The organism is Mesotoga sp. Brook.08.105.5.1, from assembly GCF_002752635.1.
Classification (GTDB): domain Bacteria; phylum Thermotogota; class Thermotogae; order Petrotogales; family Kosmotogaceae; genus Mesotoga.
Genome location: NZ_AYTW01000014.1, coordinates 42,301 through 60,815 on the forward strand (window position 1 = coordinate 42,301; position 18,515 = coordinate 60,815).

The 18,515-nt window shown below is 46.2% G+C and carries 15 protein-coding genes; 10 read left to right on the plus strand and 5 right to left on the minus strand.

Annotated elements, in window-relative coordinates; genetic code table 11:
- Positions 1-5: 5 nt before the first annotated feature.
- From V512_RS06745 to V512_RS06755, 3 genes are all read right to left on the minus strand, one after another.
- Entirely contained in the window at positions 6-968 is a 963-nt protein-coding gene (locus V512_RS06745) for a branched-chain amino acid ABC transporter permease (RefSeq protein ID WP_099829689.1), read from the minus strand.
- Between the two features lie 10 nt (positions 969-978).
- Positions 979-1,869 (minus strand): branched-chain amino acid ABC transporter permease, encoded by an 891-nt coding sequence (locus V512_RS06750; RefSeq protein WP_099829690.1) that lies wholly within the window; start codon positions 1,867-1,869, stop codon positions 979-981.
- Between the two features lie 69 nt (positions 1,870-1,938).
- Positions 1,939-3,057, minus strand: coding sequence for an ABC transporter substrate-binding protein (locus V512_RS06755; protein ID WP_099829691.1), 1,119 nt, complete (start codon positions 3,055-3,057; stop codon positions 1,939-1,941).
- Between the two features lie 412 nt (positions 3,058-3,469).
- On the opposite strand from V512_RS06755, the gene V512_RS06760 reads away from it, so the two are divergent.
- On the plus strand, positions 3,470-3,949 hold the full coding sequence (locus V512_RS06760) for a hypothetical protein (RefSeq protein ID WP_099829692.1): 480 nt from the start codon (positions 3,470-3,472) through the stop codon (positions 3,947-3,949).
- Here the strand turns inward: V512_RS06760 and V512_RS06765 are convergent, their stop codons facing one another.
- Positions 3,950-4,735, minus strand: coding sequence for a radical SAM protein (locus V512_RS06765; protein ID WP_243392293.1), 786 nt, complete (start codon positions 4,733-4,735; stop codon positions 3,950-3,952). It lies immediately after the preceding gene.
- 57 nt (positions 4,736-4,792) lie between these two features.
- Here V512_RS06765 and V512_RS06770 point away from each other — a divergent pair, with 57 nt between their 5' ends.
- The 8 genes from V512_RS06770 to V512_RS06805 all read left to right on the plus strand — a co-directional run bounded on the left by V512_RS06770 (position 4,793) and on the right by V512_RS06805 (position 15,905).
- Positions 4,793-5,170: a RidA family protein gene (locus V512_RS06770; protein ID WP_099829693.1), complete on the plus strand. Its 378-nt coding sequence runs from the start codon at positions 4,793-4,795 to the stop codon at positions 5,168-5,170.
- Between the two features lie 13 nt (positions 5,171-5,183).
- Positions 5,184-7,130, plus strand: coding sequence for a threonine--tRNA ligase (thrS, locus tag V512_RS06775; RefSeq protein WP_099829694.1), 1,947 nt, complete (start codon positions 5,184-5,186; stop codon positions 7,128-7,130).
- A gap of 63 nt (positions 7,131-7,193) precedes the next feature.
- Positions 7,194-8,942: an adenine deaminase gene (gene ade / locus V512_RS06780; RefSeq protein WP_099829705.1), complete on the plus strand. Its 1,749-nt coding sequence runs from the start codon at positions 7,194-7,196 to the stop codon at positions 8,940-8,942.
- Complete coding sequence (locus tag V512_RS06785; protein ID WP_099829695.1) at positions 8,935-11,235, plus strand: xanthine dehydrogenase family protein molybdopterin-binding subunit; 2,301 nt, start codon at positions 8,935-8,937, stop codon at positions 11,233-11,235. The genes ade and V512_RS06785 overlap by 8 nt, the downstream gene beginning before the upstream one ends.
- A 30-nt stretch (positions 11,236-11,265) precedes the next feature.
- Positions 11,266-12,648, plus strand: coding sequence for a pyridoxal-phosphate dependent enzyme (locus V512_RS06790; protein WP_099829696.1), 1,383 nt, complete (start codon positions 11,266-11,268; stop codon positions 12,646-12,648).
- Between the two features lie 171 nt (positions 12,649-12,819).
- Positions 12,820-14,130, plus strand: coding sequence for an ABC transporter substrate-binding protein (locus V512_RS06795; RefSeq protein ID WP_099829697.1), 1,311 nt, complete (start codon positions 12,820-12,822; stop codon positions 14,128-14,130).
- Positions 14,131-14,189: 59 nt separating this feature from the next.
- Entirely contained in the window at positions 14,190-15,056 is an 867-nt protein-coding gene (locus V512_RS06800) for a sugar ABC transporter permease (RefSeq protein WP_099829698.1), read from the plus strand.
- 9 nt (positions 15,057-15,065) lie between these two features.
- Positions 15,066-15,905: a carbohydrate ABC transporter permease gene (locus V512_RS06805; RefSeq protein ID WP_099829699.1), complete on the plus strand. Its 840-nt coding sequence runs from the start codon at positions 15,066-15,068 to the stop codon at positions 15,903-15,905.
- A 178-nt stretch (positions 15,906-16,083) separates the two neighbouring features.
- Here the strand turns inward: V512_RS06805 and V512_RS06810 are convergent, their stop codons facing one another.
- A complete protein-coding gene (locus tag V512_RS06810; RefSeq protein WP_099829700.1) occupies positions 16,084-17,922 on the minus strand; it encodes an LTA synthase family protein in 1,839 nt (612 codons plus the stop codon).
- Positions 17,923-18,049: 127 nt separating this feature from the next.
- Between V512_RS06810 and V512_RS06815 the strand changes: the two genes are divergently transcribed.
- Positions 18,050-18,502: a hypothetical protein gene (locus tag V512_RS06815; RefSeq protein WP_099829701.1), complete on the plus strand. Its 453-nt coding sequence runs from the start codon at positions 18,050-18,052 to the stop codon at positions 18,500-18,502.
- Positions 18,503-18,515 lie beyond the last annotated feature (13 nt).

Genomic DNA, 18,515 nt, shown 5'->3' on the forward strand with positions numbered 1-18,515 from the left:
CCACCTTACAATGTCTTTGTGTTGCTTCTCTTAAGTTTGAAGACCTTTCTGAAGAGATTCTCAAGTATCGGCCCGAGCCCCATGGGTACGAATATTATGATAACGATAACGATCAGTGAGGTCACCATTAAGTAGTAGTTCTCCCAGCCGCCGAATCTGAGGAATTCCGGCAGAAGAGTGAGCCCGATTCCGCCGACAACTCCTCCGCTCATGTGTCTAAGACCACCAACAACGGCCATCGCAACGAAATTCGATGACTCAAAAAACGTGAATGGTTCGGGCGAAAGAAATCCTGCCAGATGAGCGTAAAGCGCTCCTGCAAGCCCTGCCAAGCCTGCCGAAAAACCGAAAGCGGCGATCTTTAACTTCTTTGTAGATATTCCGCAGGTCTCAGTGGCCACATCATCGTCATTCATAGCAAGCATCGCTCTGCCGAAGTGAGAGTGCTTGATGCGGTACATAATGAAAACTGACACGAGCAGTATCCCTCCAAAAAGCCAGAACACCTGACCGTAGGAAAGCATGTTATTTCCCACTGAATAGAATGGGATTCCGAAGAAACCATATGGCCCCCCGGTTATCGGTGTGAGATTTATCACGAGCATCCAGACTATTTGCCCGAAGGCGATTGTTACTAGAGATAAGAAGAAGGCCTTTAGTTTGAACGAGGGGATACTCAGCAGGAAGCCCGCAACAACGCTCAGAACTACTCCCGCAATAACCCCAATCGAAATTGGTAGTCCCAGCCGCACAGTGAAGTATGCCGAAGTGTATGCTCCAATTGCGTAAAAACCCGCCTGCCCGAGCGATATCTGGCCAGCGAAACCTGTAAGGAAGACCAACCCTGTTGCAAGGATGGAGTGTATCAAAGCCCTGTTCATTAGGTAAAGGTGATACATGTTATTCGTGAAAAGTGGGAATAGTATTATTAGTAGTATCGCTCCTACAATCAATATCAGCTTCTTCATCTCGCACCCCCTATATCTTCTTGCTCTTCCAGTTGAATATTCCGGAAGGCTTGAGTATTAGAACGGCGACAAGAACCGAGAAGGATATGATGTCTCTGTATGTAGAAGAGATGTAGAGGGTGGAGAAGTTCTCCAGCAATCCAAGAGATATTCCGCCCAGTATCGTCCCGTACGGATTGGTCAATCCGCCGAGAACGGCAGATGCGAACCCTTTGACACCAATTGACCCACCACCAAGTTCTAATGACACGAAGTATATCGGGGCAAGAAGTATACCTGCAATTCCCACCACACACGTGGCCAGTATAAAAGAAAGAGAGGTCGTTACCTTCACATCTATTCCCATAAGAGCCGCGGCTTCCCTATTCTGTGCGGCAGCCCGGAATGATTTTCCTATGAGCGTCTTGTTCAGTAAGAAGTAAATGAATACCATAAGGATTCCGATTACCAAATAGATATTGAGATAGAGAGTAGGAATTCTTATTCCGCCTAAAGAAATGAAGTCTTGGCTTCCCCCAAATACCGGTGGAAATGGCTTGGGCAAAGCCCCATAAGTGACGATTATCAAGTTGAGCCAGAAGGTGCACAGCATAAGCGTGGCGACCACGAATTCGAGACGTCCGCCTCCCCGCTTCCTTATGGGCTCATATATAAAGGCTCTCAATCCCAACCCATAGAGCGCTATTACGGCTATAGACAAAACGAAAGAAATGAAAAAACCCAAGTTCAGTTGAGTATAGAAACTGTAGAAGAGATAGGCTCCCAACATCGCCGACGATATGTTGGCAAAGTTTATTCTTGAGATCGTCAGCCACAGGAAAACAACTCCGAGCCCTACAAGTCCATACGTAGCACCGATTGAAGCCCCTGAAACAATGATTTGGAGAATGTCTTGAAGCATTATTCACACTCCTTGTCTTGATAAGTGAAGCGGGAGGCAGGCTGAGCACGCCCCCTCCCGCAAAGAGGCTCAGTACAGTTTGTTGATAATCTGCCAGTCCTTTCCATCAAACTGGGAGATTAGACAGACGTTGGTGAAGTTATGGTGTTCATCGCACTTCAGTTCTCCCTGAACACCAACGATATTTGCTTCATTGGCCAGGTACTGTGCGAGCTTAGTACCGTCGGTTCCAACATTCCTCAGGGCATCCGCTAGAAGATACATTCCATCGTAATACGCCTGAGCGGGATCGCTCGGTTCCTTTCCGTCCCATCTTGCTTTGTAAGCTTCAACAAAAGCCTGGACCGCGGGATCTGGATCGACCGGGTTAAAACCTTGAACAGAATAGACGCCAATTGCGGCTTCTGGAGCGAGATCTGTAAATGCCGGAACGCCCCATGCAGAGAAACCGATAATCGGCACATCAATCTGCAACTGCCTTAGCTGGTTGACAGTAACGGCGGCCTCGGATTCGTGAGTAAGTCCAATCAAACCGTCGAAGCCTGCGTTTTTGAGCTTCAACAGCTGACCAGTCGCATCCTTGTCTCCTTCCTTGATCTGTTCCATTGCCACAATCTCTATTCCGTACTTGGGAAACTCTTCTTTTGCAACGTCAAGGCCTGCAAGACAGTAATCAGTAGATCCGTAGACGATTCCGGGTTTTTCAATCCCAAGAACCTCAACCGCGTATTTCACAAGCTGAATAACCTTTACTTTGTCGTCAGCTCTGAGTCTGAAAAGAAAATCGTTGGGAATAACTGAGTACCTGAACGAAGGAGAAGTAGCACCGACTAGCATCGGAACCTTGGCCTGCTGAGCCAACGGGTGAACTCCAATAACCGCACTGCTCATGTTAGGTCCAAAAACTGCCACTACGTTGTCCTGAAATAATGCCCTTCTAATAACACTGGAAGCCGTGCTAGGATTGGCAGCATCGTCGTATACAATCATTTCAAGCATATCTCCATTAATTCCACCGGCAGCGTTGATCTCTTCCAGTGCTAACTGAGCACCCATCTTGATGTAGTCGCCCAAAATCGAACCGAGACCGGTAAACGGTGCAACCAATGCGACCTTGATTGTTGCTCCAAATGCCGCAACCCCGATTAACAAGACAATCGCGACTACGAGTACCTTGCTTAACTTCATCCAAACACCTCCATATTTGGGGCCTTCTAGAGCAAGCCCCGTTCTTTGGGAAGAAAGATTAACACGAAATGAACGCGATGCATTATACATCATGCACAGTGTATCATTATTTTCTTGAATGGTTTTAATGTCTTCAGACCCGATCACGATCGAATAATTCAAAATAGGCTTGATTATCAAGCTATAGTTGGACTGATTGCAGTCGGAGGTTGTTTTCTGAAATGGTTTCAGTCCAATATCAGGAGCAGATCAGATCAACGCTTGCCTTACAACACGGTTCTTTCGCGCTGACGCACAACCATTCATGAAAGGATCATGAGTTGCTGCTGGTAATCCGCTTTCTTGCTAGCGATTGGTTTATAATAGCTTTAGAGCATATTTTGTGTAGGGGCTCTTTCTGGGGGTGTTGTCTGTGAGGGTGTTCTTTCTGATGATTCTTTCTTTGGTCTTAGTTTCCACTATGATAGCTGTGGAGATCGATCTGGGAATGAGTGTGGATGTTACTCAATCCGATCAAAACAGCCTTAGCTGTGCCAGGCTTTCGCTTCTCGGCTGTATCGGGCCAATCTCTCTGGATATTCCTGTCGCTCAAGTGTGGCCTTCAGAAAGAAGGATTGAATTCTCGGATCCGTTCTTAAGTTATGTTGGCCTTAATCTGAAGCTTCCCATTACTGTTCTATTCATAAAAGCCGGTTTAGGTGTTCAGGTAAGGGGAGTGATTGACGTACTTGGAGCAAAAATCGAAGGCTGGGATCTTCCAGCCAGAGTTAGGGCCGGCTTCGGTGTTTCTGATTCTGGTCTTTTTCTTGAGGGCGGTTTGAATCTCGATTTTACGCCGTCACTCGAAAATATGGAATTCTGTCCTTACATTGCGGCGGGACTGGTTTTCTAGCTAATTGACCTTGAGTAGTTTGGAGAATTCTTCTTTAACATTTTTATAGGCATCGCCAGTGAGCCATCTCTGCCAGCCGTATTTTCTGTAGGTGTCTCTGACTTGAAAAATGTAGTTCATCGGATCTATGTGTACTTCTTCGATCCTTTTTGAAAGCTCGAAGGCAACTCTAGCTGCGTTCATGGGGAGAACCGGACCGACAAAAGCTCCGACCTTGATGCCGCTGGCAGTAAGCATGTCGATTGTCTCGAGTCTTTCTTCAAAGGAAGATGAACCCGGTTCAAGGATCTTTCTGACAGCGTCTATGTCCGTAGTGACCGTTATCAAAACCCTTGCCTCTCCTTCGGAGGCTTTCAGCAGTTCAATATCCCTTCTAATCAAAGCGGACTTTGACATCAAGAATACAGGAATTCGGTGAGAGATGAGTATTCTCAGAATTTCACGGGTGATTGCATACTTTTCTTCTATATGCTGATATGGATCACAGGCCGTACTGAGAAACACGGCGCGCTTGGGATGGTGAGCGATCTCTTTCCTCAGAAGAGAGACAATATTCTTACGAACCTGAACGTCTCTGCCCCATCTGCCGCGGCTGTACTTGAAAGGGCCGATAAACCTTGCAAAACAGTACTTGCAGCCGATTGTGCATCCAACATAAGGATTGACCGTGAAATCCGTCAAAGGAATACCTGATTTTGTAAGGGCTTTGCTTGCTCTTATCTCTTCAATCATATACAGATAGATTCTACAGCGTTTCTCTTCACGAATGCGTTTTTGAAAGTGCATATGCGTCGCTTCATCTATTCTGTAATGATATAATTAACCAAAATAGGAGGTGTTACTGTGTTGAGGGTTATCAGTACTGACAAGGCGCCGGCAGCGGTTGGACCATATTCTCAGGCGATAGCGGCGGGCGGTTTCCTCTTTGTTTCTGGACAGATCCCCCTCAACCCGTTGACCGGTGAACTGGTGACGGATTTCGAAGGAGCATGCAGACAATCACTGGAGAATTTATTCGCGGTTATCGCCGCCGGCGGGTCGAGTCTGGACAATATCGTGAAAGTGAACATCTATGTTAGAGATATGGGGAAATTCTCGATACTAAACGAAATCTACATGACGTATTTCAAGGAACACAAGCCCGCGAGAGCTGTCGTTGAAGTCTCTAACTTGCCCAAGAATGCGCTGGTAGAAATGGAAGCTGTGGCGATAATACCGTAATCAGGAGGATATCATGGGTATTTCTATAAAGCTGCCCGATGGCACAATCAAGGAGTACGGGCAAAGCGTAACACCATCAGAACTGGCAAGTGACATTTCCGAGGGCCTTGCCAGACGAACCTTCGGTGCTGTTGTCAATGATGAGTTCTGGGATGCAGACAGGCCAATTGAACGGGATGCTTCTGTGAGACTGATTCTCGACAAAGATCCTGAATCGGCTGTCTTCTTTAGGCACACGATGTCTCATATTTTGGCACAGGCTGTTATGAGGATCTATGGCAAGGATCAAGTCAAGCTGGCCATAGGGCCTACAATTGAGAATGGATTTTACTACGACATAGATCTGGGAGATATTAGAATAACTGAAGAGGATTTGCCGAAGATCGAATCCGAGATGGAGAAGATAATCAAGGAAGATCTCACGGTGGAGAGGTTCGAGCTGCCTGTGAGCGATGCAATAGCTCTGATGAAAAAGGAGGGCCAGCCTTACAAGGTAGAGCTGATAGAGGATCTTGTAAAGGATACTGGTACTGATAGCGTCACATTCTACAAGCAGGGAGAATTTGTCGATCTTTGCAGGGGACCTCACGTTTCTTCGACGGGCAAGGTTAAGTATTTCAGGCTTACATCTGTATCCGGGGCCTACTGGAGAGGCGATGAGAACAACAAGATGCTTCAGAGGGTTTATGGTACTGCCTTCGCCAAGAAGAGCGATCTCGAAGCTTATCTAAAGATGATAGAAGAAGCGAAGAAGAGGGACCATAGAAAGCTTGGTCCTGCTCTAGGTCTGTTTACAATCAATTACGAATACGCTCCCGGGATGCCGGTTTTCCTTCCGAAAGGTACGGAAGTGTTGAATCAACTCCTTCAGTTCTCCAGAGAGAAGCACATAGAGGACGGTTACAGGGAAGTGAGTACGCCACAGGTCATGTCGGATGCCCTGTGGAGAACATCAGGGCACTGGGATCATTACAGGGACAACATGTACTTCACGGAGAAAGAGGACCAGCAGTTTGCGGTAAAGCCAATGAATTGTCCCGGTCATATCATAGTCTACAAGTCCTCGTCTGTGAGCTACAGGGATCTTCCGATGAAGCTCTTCGAGTTTGGGAAGGTCCACAGATACGAACGTTCAGGTGTCCTGCATGGGCTCTTCAGGGTAAGAGGCTTCGTTCAGGATGACGCCCACATATTCTGCACAAGAGAACAGATTCAGCAGGAGATCATGGGCGTGATCGACTTCGTAGAGAAGATATACTCGCCTTTCAATTTCGAGTACAGGGCGGAGCTCTCGACGAGGCCTGAAGATTACATGGGCGAAGTGGAGCTCTGGGATATTGCTACAAAGGCACTTGAAGATTCTCTGAAGGCAAAGAATATGGAGTTCAAGGTCAATGAAGGTGATGGGGCGTTTTACGGTCCTAAGATCGATTACCATATAAAGGATTCGTTAGGAAGGGAATGGCAGTGCGCCACTATTCAGCTCGATTTCATGATGCCCGAGCGCTTCGGAATCAAGTATGTGGGCTCCGACAACGAGGAATACCAGCCAGTTATGATTCACAGAGCCATCTACGGCTCAGTTGAGAGATTCATGGGAATACTTATCGAGCACTTCGCAGGAGCCTTCCCAACGTGGTTTGCTCCGACCCAGGTTGCAGTCATCCCCATAGCCGACAGACACATCGAATACGCCGAGTCAGTCGCTTCTGAACTGAAGAACAAGGGGTTCAGAGTCGAGGTTGATGACAGGCAGAAATCTACAAACTACAAGATACGGGATGCTCAGATGCAAAAAGTGCCCTATATGTTGATAGTCGGTGATAGAGAAAGAGAGCGCGGCACCGTATCTGTAAGACTGCGAAGTGAAAAAGATCTTGGATCCATTGAACTCGACAAGTTTATCGAGAAGCTTTCTGAAGAGATCAAGACTAGAAGGGCCACGAGTGTTTTTGAATGATAAAGAGACCCCTGCAATGCGGGGGTCTTGTTTTCCTATCCGAGAACTCCTCGAAAGGAGGCGATTGGCACGAATATCATTGATATTATTCCGGTAGCGCGGGGTGATAAGCCGGCCGACGTTCTGCTGAAGAACTGCAAAGTGGTCAATGTTTTCAGTGGCGAGGTGGAAGAAGCGAATCTTGCTCTCTTCAGGAAGAGAATTGCTGGAATCGGGGATTACGAAGAAGGTGTTGAAGTTATAGATCTTGAAGGCTCATTTGTAGTGCCCGGCCTTATTGATGCGCATCTTCACATAGAATCATCTATGGTGTCTCCCGTCGAATTCTCCAAGACGATTCTTGCACGAGGAACCACGACAGCGATAGCAGACCCTCACGAGATTGCAAACGTAATGGGGCTTACCGGTATAGAGTACATGATAAGATCTACGGAAGGCGTTCCTGTCAATCTGTATATCATGATTCCTTCGGCCGTCCCTGCTTCGACAATGGAGACCTCCGGCGCAACGATCAGTGTAATGGATATGATAGGCTTTGTGGAGAAGTTTCAAAACAGAGTTCTCGGGCTGGGAGAGGTGATGAATTTCCCCGATATCATAAACGGTGATCGTGATTCAATAGCGAAAATCGAATTGATCCGTCACAAATACAAGAAGATAGATGGACATATCCCTGGAGTTCTTGGCAAACCGCTCAATGCTTACATTTGCGCCTTTGTGCGATCGGAGCATGAATGCACATATGTTGAGGAGGCGCGTGAGAAGCTTTCAAGAGGAATGCAGATTCTCATGAGAGAGGGCAGTGTTGAGAGAAACCTCGTTCCGCTTCTTCCACTCATAAATGACAAGACCTATCCGTTCGTCTCTTTCTGTACCGATGACAAGCACCCCGACGACATCATCAGGGAGGGTCATATCGATCACAATATTAGAAAGGCCATAAAACACGGGATAGATCCGATAATCGCAATAAGAGCGGCGACTATCAATACGGCCAGACATTACAATCTCAGATCGATGGGGGCCATCGCGCCCGGATACAAGGCAGACCTAGTAGTGGTCGATGACCTCAAGTCCTTCAACCCCAGAATGGTTTTCAAAGACTCCAGGGTGGTTGCAAGAGATGGAAAATTGGTTGCTGATGTGATATCCAGAAGCTTTCCGCAGGAAAAAACGAATACATTCAAGTGCCAGAGAATCAATGAGAGCGACCTGGCTGTCCGAGCCAGAAGTAAATTCATTAGGGTGATAGAGCTTCTTGGGAGCGAGGTTCTTACAGGAGGCTCCATCGTGGAGGCGAAGATAGAGGAAGGAAAGGCAGTCAGCGATACTTCTCAAGACGTTTTGAAGCTCGCCGCTATTTGCAGATATTGTGAAGGGAAATCCATGTCGGTAGCATTTGCGAAGGGATCTGGGTTGAAGAAGGGGGCAGTGGCAACATCTGTCGGTCATGATTCTCACAATCTGGGAGTCTTGGGCGTTAGTGATTCAGACATGGTTTTTGCCGCCAATAGAGTGATTGACATGGGTGGAGGTCTTGTTGCAGTAGTAGATGGAAAGATAATATCTGAACTGCCTCTGAAGATCGCTGGACTGATGTCGGATCTGACAAGCAGAGAAGTGGCTGAGAGACTGGTGGAGTTGAAGGAAGCGACAAAATCAATGGGAAGCATTCTTCCTGACCTTTTCATGACGCTCTCTTTTGTTCAGCTTTCAGTTATTCCCAAGTTGAAGCTAACGAATCTCGGTCTCGTCGATGTAGAGAAGAACGATTTCGTACCGCTTTTCGTTGAGGAGGATGAAGATGTCTGATTCACAAGAGAGAGTTGTTGGCAGAAGAATCAAGAGGGTCGATGCCCTGGAGAAGGTCGATGGCCGGGCTAAATTCGCTGCCGATGTTTCTTTTGACAGACAGGTCTATTGTGCTCTGGTTATTGCGAAGAAAGCACACGGTATTCTCAAATCGATTGACGCTTCAGCAGCCATAAGGCTCCCCGGTGTGGAAGGTGTCTTCACCTGGAAGGATATTCCCGGTGAGAATCAGCTAGGCGATGTGGTGAGGGATATGCCGTGTTTGGTCAGGGAAGGGGAAAAGGTCAGGTTCTACGGTGATGTTATAGCTGTGGTTGCCGCACAAAGCAAGAGAATTGCCGAAGAAGCCGCGGATCTAGTCAAAGTTGAGATTCAGGAATTGGAGCCGGTTTTGACAATAGAAGACGCTTTGAAGAATGAGATTCTGGTCCATGAGGATACGAACGTTGGTGTGTCGAAGAGGATAAGAAAGGGCAATGCCTCGAATTATATCGAGAACTCAGAACTCGTTTTTGAAGGGGAATTCTATGCCCATTATCAAGAGCAGGCTTATATGGAGCCTCAGGGAGTAATTGTGGTTCCGGATATCGACTACGGATTCACTGTTTACGGATCGATGCAGTGCCCTTACTATGTGCAGGGGGCAGTGTCACACGTTCTCGGTGTCCCGATGAGCAGGGTCAGAGTAATTCAGACTGAGACGGGCGGAGCGTTTGGAGGTAAGGAAGACGTTCCGTCTTACGTTGCTTCTTATGCGGCCGTAGCTGCATACAATTTAAGAAGACCTGCGAAGCTCATTTATTCAAGAGAGATCGATATTCAGACCACTTCTAAGCGCCATCCAGTTAAGTCTTATTATAAAGTTGCGCTTGAAGGAAAGAAAATCAAGGCGATGCAGATTAAGGCTTATATGGATATGGGAGCTTATGCCACGCTCACACCAATCGTCATGTTTAGGACGCTTGTGCATGCAGCCGGAGCTTACGAGATTGATAATGTGGACGTCGATGTTTGCGCCGTCTACACCAACAAGGTTCCGCCCGGAGCTTTCAGGGGTTTTGGATCGCCGCAGGTTCTCTTTGCAGTTGAAAGTATGGTTGATGATATAGCTTTTCAGATGGGGTTCGATCCCATGGAGTTCCGAGAAATCAACACGCTAAAGAGAGGATCGAGAACTTCTACAGATCATCTTCTGCTTAACAGTGTCGGAGCACCGGAGACTCTATCGAGAGTCAAGAAGGCTTCGAACTGGCAGAGACTTGTGGCGGAGACAGAGCGGTTCAACAAGGAACACGATGATTTTAAGAGAGGTGTGGGAGTTTCTCACATCTTCTATGGAGTAAGTCTTGGCGCCGGTGGACAGGCTCTTGACAAGTCCGGTGCGCACGTTCTGATTAATAGAGACGGATCTGTAGAAGTAAGAATCGGTGGAACGGAAATGGGACAGGGCGCAAAAACAGTAATCGCGATAATGGCTGCCGAAGAGCTGGGTCAGAGTATAGGAAAAATCCTTGTCCATCAGCCGGACACGGCCTTTGTCCCTGACAGTGGACCGACAGTGGCCTCCAGGACTACTATCTATTCAGGGAACGCGGTAAGAAGTGCCTGTATTGCATTGCGAGAGAAATTGGTTGGCGTATTCTGCGAAATAACGGGTGGCAGCCCCGCCGGTGTGAAGTTTGGAGGCAGCTCTGTTTATTATGAAGATGGAAAGAGAATGCGATTCGATGAAATAGTCGAAGAGGCCTACAAGAGAAATGTCAAGTTGTTTGAGACAGGTTGGTATGAGACTCCCAAATTGAGTTTTGACATGGAAAACGGGATAGGCGAGGCTTACGTTACCTACTCTTATGCGAGTCAGGTTGTACAGGTTGAAGTCGATTTAGCAACGGGCTCAACCAAAGTTTTGAAGGCTTTCACAGCTCATGACGTGGGAAAGTCCGTAAATCCCGAAGGAGTTATTGGTCAAATACAAGGAGGATTCGCTCAGGGGATGGGGTACGCGATTTACGAGGATTTGAAGCAGAGAGATGGAAGGATCGTTTCAGATAATTTCAACACTTACATTATTCCAACGGTCCACGAAATCCCTCATGAGTTGGTCATTGATGTCGTTGAAGAGCCCTTCCCAGAAGGGCCATATGGAGCCAAGGGGATAGGTGAGCCCTCACTTATGCCTGTTCCTGCAGCAGTTGCTAACGCTGTTTCTATGGCTATAGGAAGGCGAGTAAGGCAGGTACCGGTTACTCCTGAGTACGTGCTTCGACTAACTGAAAGTGATTTTTCTTCATAATACAGTAGTTAGTTAACAAGGAGGCTTATAATGGCTAAGTTTGTTCTTGGTCCAACGTTTGAAGAAATGCTGCATCCAGAGAAGATCGACAGAAAAACGAGAGAGATCGCCTGGAAGATGAGAAAGGAAGATCCCCTGGATCCGATCAACCTGTTTAACATCTCATGGAGAGACATTGAAAACAGGATCTACTACTTCGTACTTCCAAAAGAATTTACAGGAGTCGATGCAAATATTGTTGTCCTGTACGGAAAGGATTTTCCAACAGGCAGCCACAAGGTGGGAGCGACTTATTCGATTTTGATGGAAAAGGTTTTGAGAGGCGAAGTGGATCCAACTTATCACACACTTGTCTGGCCGTCCACGGGGAACTATGGAATCGGAGGCGCTTGGGTCGGATGCAGAATGAAATTCGATTCCGTGGTAATTCTGCCGGAAGAGATGTCCTCTGAGAGATTCGACATAATTAGAGAGTATGGTGCGAGAGTTATAGCAACCCCCGGTTGTGAGTCGAACGTGAAGGAGATTTACGACAAAGCAAAGGAATTGAAGGCAGCCAATCCAGAAAAAGTGCGTGTTCTCAATCAGTTTGACGAGCTAGGAAATTACAGATTTCATTATTATGTGACAGGAAACACGATTCTGGAGATGATGGACGAGCTCAGGCTCGGTAACGGCAGGGTCTCCGCAGTTGTTGCAACCGTCGGTTCTGCCGGAACAATAGCTTGTGGAGACAGGATAAAAGAAGTGTATCCTGAGGTCAAAATCGTTGCTGGTGAGCCTGTGCAGTGTCCGACTCTTTCGCTCAATGGTTATGGTGGCCACGACATTCAGGGAATCGGAGACAAACACGTGACCTGGATTCACAATGTGATGAACAACGATGCCGTTGTCGCGCTTGACGACATCGAATGCAAAAAATTGCTCCAGGTTATGACCGATGGCGAGGGCAAGAGCTTCTTGAAGGAGTTTTTGAAGGAAGAAGATGTAGAGACAATGGCAGACATATTTGGTATCTCGGGAGTTGCAAATGTTGTCGGTGCGATAAAGATGGCGAAGTACTACAAAATGACCGACAAAGATAACATCGTGACCATTGCTACAGACAACATGGATCGTTATCATTCTGTGATGGCGAACATGACGAAGACTTACGGTAGCCTCACCAGGGATGAAGCAAAGCACAGGTTCGAATCGTTTGCCCTTGGAGCAAAGACGGACTGGATATTCGAAGGGACAATGGAGAACCGCATGAGATGGCACAATTTGAAGTATTATACCTGGGTTGAACAACAGGGGAGGACAGTTGACGAACTCAACAGCACGATGTCTCAAGATTTCTGGAAGGCTGAAAGTGAAAAGATTGGTGAGATCGACAGGCTCCTCCTAGACTACCGCGAAAGAACCACATAGTCTAGAAGAGTAATTCTATGTTTTGTTTTTTGTAAGCTTTGTAGTACAATGAAAACATGGTGGTACTGACAAAGAGAAAACCGCCCTGATCAAAACTAGGCGGTTTTCTCTTTGTTGGTCTGAGCAGTTGCTTTGGCTTAAGTTCCTAACTCAATTCTGGAGGTGGTTCTTTTGAGAAAGCTTCTTCTTCTGTCGATTGTGCTGATCTTCTCACTCGCACTTTCTGCAACAACAATCCAGTTCTGGCATGCAATGGGTGGCTGGAGAATTGACTTTCTGCAGTCTCAGGCAGATGCATTTATGAAATTGCACCCTGACATCAAGGTTGAAGTGCAGTACACTGGAAGCTACAGAGACACTCTGAACAAGATGATCGCCGGTGTTCAGGCAGGAACGGCTCCTCATGTAGTTCAGGTCTTCGAAATTGGTACTCAGATGATGATTGATGGGGAGGTCGCAATTCCAATCGAAGAGATGATGGAGGCCGATCCGTCCTTTGACATCGGGAAGTTCATGCCTCAGGTGCTGAACTATTACAGAGTGAACGGCAAGCTTTATTCTATGCCCTTCAACTCTTCTAATGCCATCGTATTTTATAACAAAACGCTTTTTGAGAAAGCAGGCTTGAATCCCAACGATCCACCAACGACTTTCGAGAGCTTCATCGATGTGGCGCGAAAGCTAACTGTGAAGGATGCCTCGGGGAATGTTGAGCAGGCAGGCTTTACTGTATCTTTGAATTCCTGGTTCTTTGAACAGCTTATGGCAGCTCAAGATGCTCCGCTTATCAATCAGAACAATGGTAGAACGGGGAGACCTACTGCAGCTGTGTTTAACACGCCAGAGGGTCTTGCGATTTTTGAATGGTGGAATGCCATGTCCCAAGAAGGCACCATGATTAACACGAAATTTGAGGATTGGACTGCAGCAAGAAACCTGTTCATTTCTCAGAAAGCCGCAATGCTCATGACTTCAACTTCAGATGTAGCTCTTATGATGGAATCTGCAAAGGCAAACGGATTTGAACTTGGCAGTGTTTTCTTGCCTAGACCGGCAGACTCAAAGGCCGGAGGAGCGATTATCGGCGGAGGAAGTCTGTGGTTGATTGATGGCCATCCTGAAGCAGAAACAAGGGCAGCATGGGAATTCATAAAATTCATGGCCGGAACAGAGCAGCAGATTGAGTGGCACAAGGCGACCGGCTACTTCCCAGTCAGGAAAGACTCGGTTGAAAAGCTTGTTGCAAGTGGTTACTACGGTGATTATCCCGATCACCTAACGGCGTTACTGCAGCTGCTGCTTTCAGTGCAAAGCTACAATACAAACGGTGCAATAACTGGCGCTTTTCCTGAGATCAGGACGGTTGTGACCACTGCCATCGAGAAGATGATTGCAGGGGAAATGACACCTGCACAGGCGCTAAAATATGCCGAGGACGGTGCAACAAAGGCAATTCGCGATTATAACGAAGCTAACTACTGATACTTTTCTTTAGTTGGAGCGGGCTGACTGCCCGCTCCGCTTAATGCTGGAGGTGTAGAATGCGAAAGTGGTTACCATACCTTCTGCTGGTACCTACCTTTCTAGTTATTGTTTTATTCATTTATTATCCTGCAGTAGAAGCATTCAGGATGAGTCTCTACAGAGTCTCCACCTTTGGCAACAAAACAACATTTGTGGGAATTCAGAATTACATAAACCTTTTCAACAATGAGCAGTATCTTTCCTCAGTGAAGCTAACGGTGGTCTATGTTGGGCTTTCTGTAACACTATCTGTATTCCTCGGCTTCATAATTGCTATGCTCCTTACTCAAAACGTCCCGGGGACGAAGCTTTACAGAACCTTTCTCTTTGCGCCTTATGCTGTTTCTCCGGCGATTGCCGGCACACTGTGGACCTTCCTTCTCAACCCGGTTGTTGGTCATGTCAACTATGTGTTCATGAAGCTTTTCGGAATTCAGGTCGAATGGTTGACTTCGAAACCGTATGCATTCTATGCCTTGCTCTTCGCCACTGTCTGGAAGATACTGCCTTTCAATATGATATTCTATATCGCGAGTATTCAAAACGTCTCGGGAGACCTTCTCGAAGCTGCAACTCTTGATGGGGCAGGGGTGATGAAAAAAACCTGGAGAATCATCTTCCCCATGGTTTCTCCGATAACTTTCTATCTGGTAATTATGAATATTGTTAGTACGATGTTTTCCTCATTTGCAATAGTAGACGTGATGACAAGAGGAGGTCCTGCAGGGTACACGACAAACATGATTTATAGGCTATATCTGGATGCCTTCACTTTCCAGAAAAGAGGACCTGCCTCGGCTCAGAGCGTAATAATGTTCATGATTATGGTAGTTGTTACTATCATCTACTTTGCCGTTGCAGAAAGGCGAGTTCACTACCAATGAGGTGCGGCTATGAAGAAGTCTACTAGGAAACTACTGAATACAGTGATTATTGAAGTCGTGCTGATTTCGGTCTCTTTCATTTTCATCATGCCGGTGATCTTGGCTATTACAATGAGCCTTCAGCCGCCTCAAAGTGTCTTTTCCTTTCCTCCGAAGTTTTTCCCGACTGCGTTTTATTTCAAGAACTACTTTGATGCTTTCAAGACAGTTCCTTTTGCACGCCTTCTTCTGAACAGCGCAATCGTGTCAACAGCGATTACTCTTGGCAAGCTCGTAACGGGAACGCTTGCGGGATACGCCTTTTCAAACTTTAGGTTCACCGGAAGAGGACTGGCCTTCGGTTTTCTGTTTGCAACGCTGTTCCTGCCGGCAGAGACGATAATGATAGTTCCTCTCTTCTCGCTTATGAACAGATTTGGATGGGTGAATACATATTGGGCCCTTACTATTCCGTTTATGGCCAGCGCAACAAACACTTTTCTGATGAGACAGCAGTTCATGACGATTCCCCTATCTCTGGAGGATGCTGCAAGAATCGATGGAGCCGGACCTATCAAGTATTTCTTGAAGATTCTTCTGCCTCTTTCTAAATCGGTTATTGCGGGCTCGGCAATCATAAACTTTGTTTATTCTTGGAACATATATCTGTGGCCCCTAATAGTTACGATGGAAGATAAGATGAAGACAGTCCAGATCGGAGTCAAGATGCTAATTGATGCCGAATCTGCGAACAATTGGGGTATTATTATGGCCGGCACGATGGTTGCTGTGATTCCCACATTACTGGTCTTCTTCTTGCTGCAGAACCTCTTTGTGAAAAGCCTTGTCGGCACAGGCATAAAGGAATAAGTCGACCAGGAGCGCGTAAGATAAGCAAGAAAAAACATATAAAGTTCCGTGTTATATCAACTTCTTCAGGGAGAAGAGAGAAACGATAGATCTCTTGACATCTTCTGCAGCAGAACAAAACAGTGCTTCATGCAAAGCGACAAAGCGAGACCTCTCTTGGTTATTCCTCTTTCAGGGTCTAGTCTTCTTTGGCGCTTTTTGCGCCAGTCAGATTCGATATCGAGTCGTTGAGTATGAAATACTTCGACGCAGCTATCTGCTGTATGGAATCTTTATATCCGTCCAGGCAACTGAAAGGAACTATCTCTATACCGCTCTTCCTGTCAATTGCTTTGCTGTTCTTAAGTATTCCATCGCTTGACATTATGAAGACCCTATTATCGTCTATGAATGATCCCTCGGGGATGTAATGGGTAAGAGCGGCGAACCCAAACGAGATGTTTAGTAGATCCCTTCCAAACAGAATCCCATTTCGTTCCACTATTCCCATAAGATTGAGAAGTGTCGGGAACAGATCAATCTGTCCTCCTACTGTTGAGCTAGTTACCTGGATTTCGGAACCGGGTATGTGAAAGATCAGAGGTATGTTCATAGCCTGTGTGAAATCGTATTCTGTTTTCAAGAGTTCGGTAAGTATGTCCTTGTTTTCCTTGTTGAACGGGTATAGACCCGCATGATCACCGTAAAGGACGATCACGGAATCCTCGTAGAGACCTGATTCTTTCAGCCCCTCAACGAAATGACCGAGCGCTTCATCCACGTAATGAACGGACTGAATATAGTTGCCAAAAAGCGTGCCTTCATGTTCGGGCAGCAAATTCAGTCCCCTCAGTTCTTCTGGCATATCGTATGGATTATGGCTTGTAAGCGTTACTATGAAGGCAAAGAACGGTTCCTCAAGAAGCCCTAGATGCTCCAGAGTTTGTCTGAAAAGAGAGGAATCACTAAGCCCAAATCCGATGATCTCGTCGCTTTCCATGTCTTCAAGGCTTACGAAATCCGAAAACCCTAATGAAGGGTAGATATTCTCTCTGTTCCAGAACCATCCGTTGTTTCCATGAAATGCAACTGTATGATATCCTTTTGATTTCATTAGTGAAGGCAAAGCATAGAAGCTGTTGCTTTCTCTTGTCTGATAAACGGAAACCTCCCCAAGAGCGTGCATTGAGTTGAGCACAACAAACTCGCAGTCAGATGTATTGCCAGCACCTATTTGCTGATAGATCTCCTTGAAGTAAATCGAATCACGTGAGACAATCTTATTTATATTAGGAGTTACTTCCTGCCCATTGTACTCAAAACCCACCAAGAAGTCCTGAAATGACTCTAGTTGAATCATGATGACGTTCCTATCCTTTGCAACGGAGAAGTATTTTCCCTTATCGGCCATCTTGTTGATATAGCCTTCGTAAGAGACCCTTTCATCAACTTCTATTCCTCTATCAACTCCTGGAATCGCTCTTACCAGGTCGAACATGTGATAGGCAAACACCCCATATCTGTTGAAGACAAAATAAGGCTGCAAAGCCTCTGACGAGAAAGGGATGAGCAGACTAATGAGCAGAATTATCGTCACAAGAGTATCTGGATACCCCGGTTTTCTTACTGTTCCTTCCGAGGCTCTCAAAGTCTTCTTTCTTAGATACAGTCCTGTTGGAATCAAGTCGACAATGAAGATAAAGCTAATAGGATTAAGGACATACATAATGCTTTCTCTTACGGCTCCAACATGGCCTACATGAATGAGCTCCTTAACTGAAGGTAGAAATCCGAAATACTGGAAGTATATGAAATCTACGAATAGTATACACGAGATTATGCAGTAGAGCAGGAAGAACTTTCCCCTGAAAACAATCCAGAAAAGCAGCATCAAGAACGACATCCATGCTAGTGTTCCAAGCAATATCGATGCTCTTGCAAGCTCTGCAGTATAACCGTAAAATATCAACGATTTTATTATTATCAGGACGACCATAACGGTAATTGTTTTGGTTGTCCATTGATGAATCCTTTTCATGCGAATCGCATCCTAAACTACGATTTTTCCGGCCAGTAGAATTATACTAATTTACGCCGAAACGTTCAATGCGTAATAGGTTGATGGCACAGAGTTGCATGAGCAAAAAGCTGGAGGATGATTATAGATGTGTGACGAATTACGTTTCTTCACAGATGGATTTGACTCGGAAAGCCCCTATTCTTCAGTGAAGGAGAATAGAGAACTCGAACTTGTCTTCGGGTTATATGATGGCAGGACAATTCTTGAGAAAATCTGTGGTCTAGATGAATCTAGTCCGCTTTTTGATGAGATTTTGCGGGCAGGTGAAGACATTGACAGATTGTCCTCAGTTCTTGGTGTGAAGGATCTTTCCTCTATCATCCTCAGCGCGCATTCTAGGAGAGAAGTCGACTTTGCGTTTCGCTCAGAGGTTCTTGACAAGGGCAGGTATTATCTGGGTCATGCGGAAAGGAGCGATGAAAGTCTCGTTTCGGTAGTGTTCGTGGAGCTCGAGCACTATTTGACAAGATACAAGAACCGGGAACGCCTATTCGATAAGGTGAGTAGCCCAGGGGGATTTCACCCCCAGAGTATGTAAAAAAGATTGTGTA

What these genes read in the sequence shown, in the direction of transcription:
- V512_RS06745 (WP_099829689.1), bottom strand. Translation starts at nt 968, where the DNA reads ATGAAGAAGCTGATATTGATTGTAGGAGCGATACTACTAATAATACTA.
- V512_RS06750 (WP_099829690.1), bottom strand. Translation starts at nt 1,869, where the DNA reads ATGCTTCAAGACATTCTCCAAATCATTGTTTCAGGGGCTTCAATCGGT.
- V512_RS06755 (WP_099829691.1), bottom strand. Translation starts at nt 3,057, where the DNA reads ATGAAGTTAAGCAAGGTACTCGTAGTCGCGATTGTCTTGTTAATCGGG.
- V512_RS06765 (WP_243392293.1), bottom strand. Translation starts at nt 4,735, where the DNA reads ATGCACTTTCAAAAACGCATTCGTGAAGAGAAACGCTGTAGAATCTAT.
- thrS (WP_099829694.1), top strand. Translation starts at nt 5,184, where the DNA reads ATGGGTATTTCTATAAAGCTGCCCGATGGCACAATCAAGGAGTACGGG.
- V512_RS06785 (WP_099829695.1), top strand. Translation starts at nt 8,935, where the DNA reads ATGTCTGATTCACAAGAGAGAGTTGTTGGCAGAAGAATCAAGAGGGTC.
- V512_RS06790 (WP_099829696.1), top strand. Translation starts at nt 11,266, where the DNA reads ATGGCTAAGTTTGTTCTTGGTCCAACGTTTGAAGAAATGCTGCATCCA.
- V512_RS06800 (WP_099829698.1), top strand. Translation starts at nt 14,190, where the DNA reads ATGCGAAAGTGGTTACCATACCTTCTGCTGGTACCTACCTTTCTAGTT.
- V512_RS06805 (WP_099829699.1), top strand. Translation starts at nt 15,066, where the DNA reads ATGAAGAAGTCTACTAGGAAACTACTGAATACAGTGATTATTGAAGTC.
- V512_RS06810 (WP_099829700.1), bottom strand. Translation starts at nt 17,922, where the DNA reads ATGAAAAGGATTCATCAATGGACAACCAAAACAATTACCGTTATGGTC.
- V512_RS06815 (WP_099829701.1), top strand. Translation starts at nt 18,050, where the DNA reads ATGTGTGACGAATTACGTTTCTTCACAGATGGATTTGACTCGGAAAGC.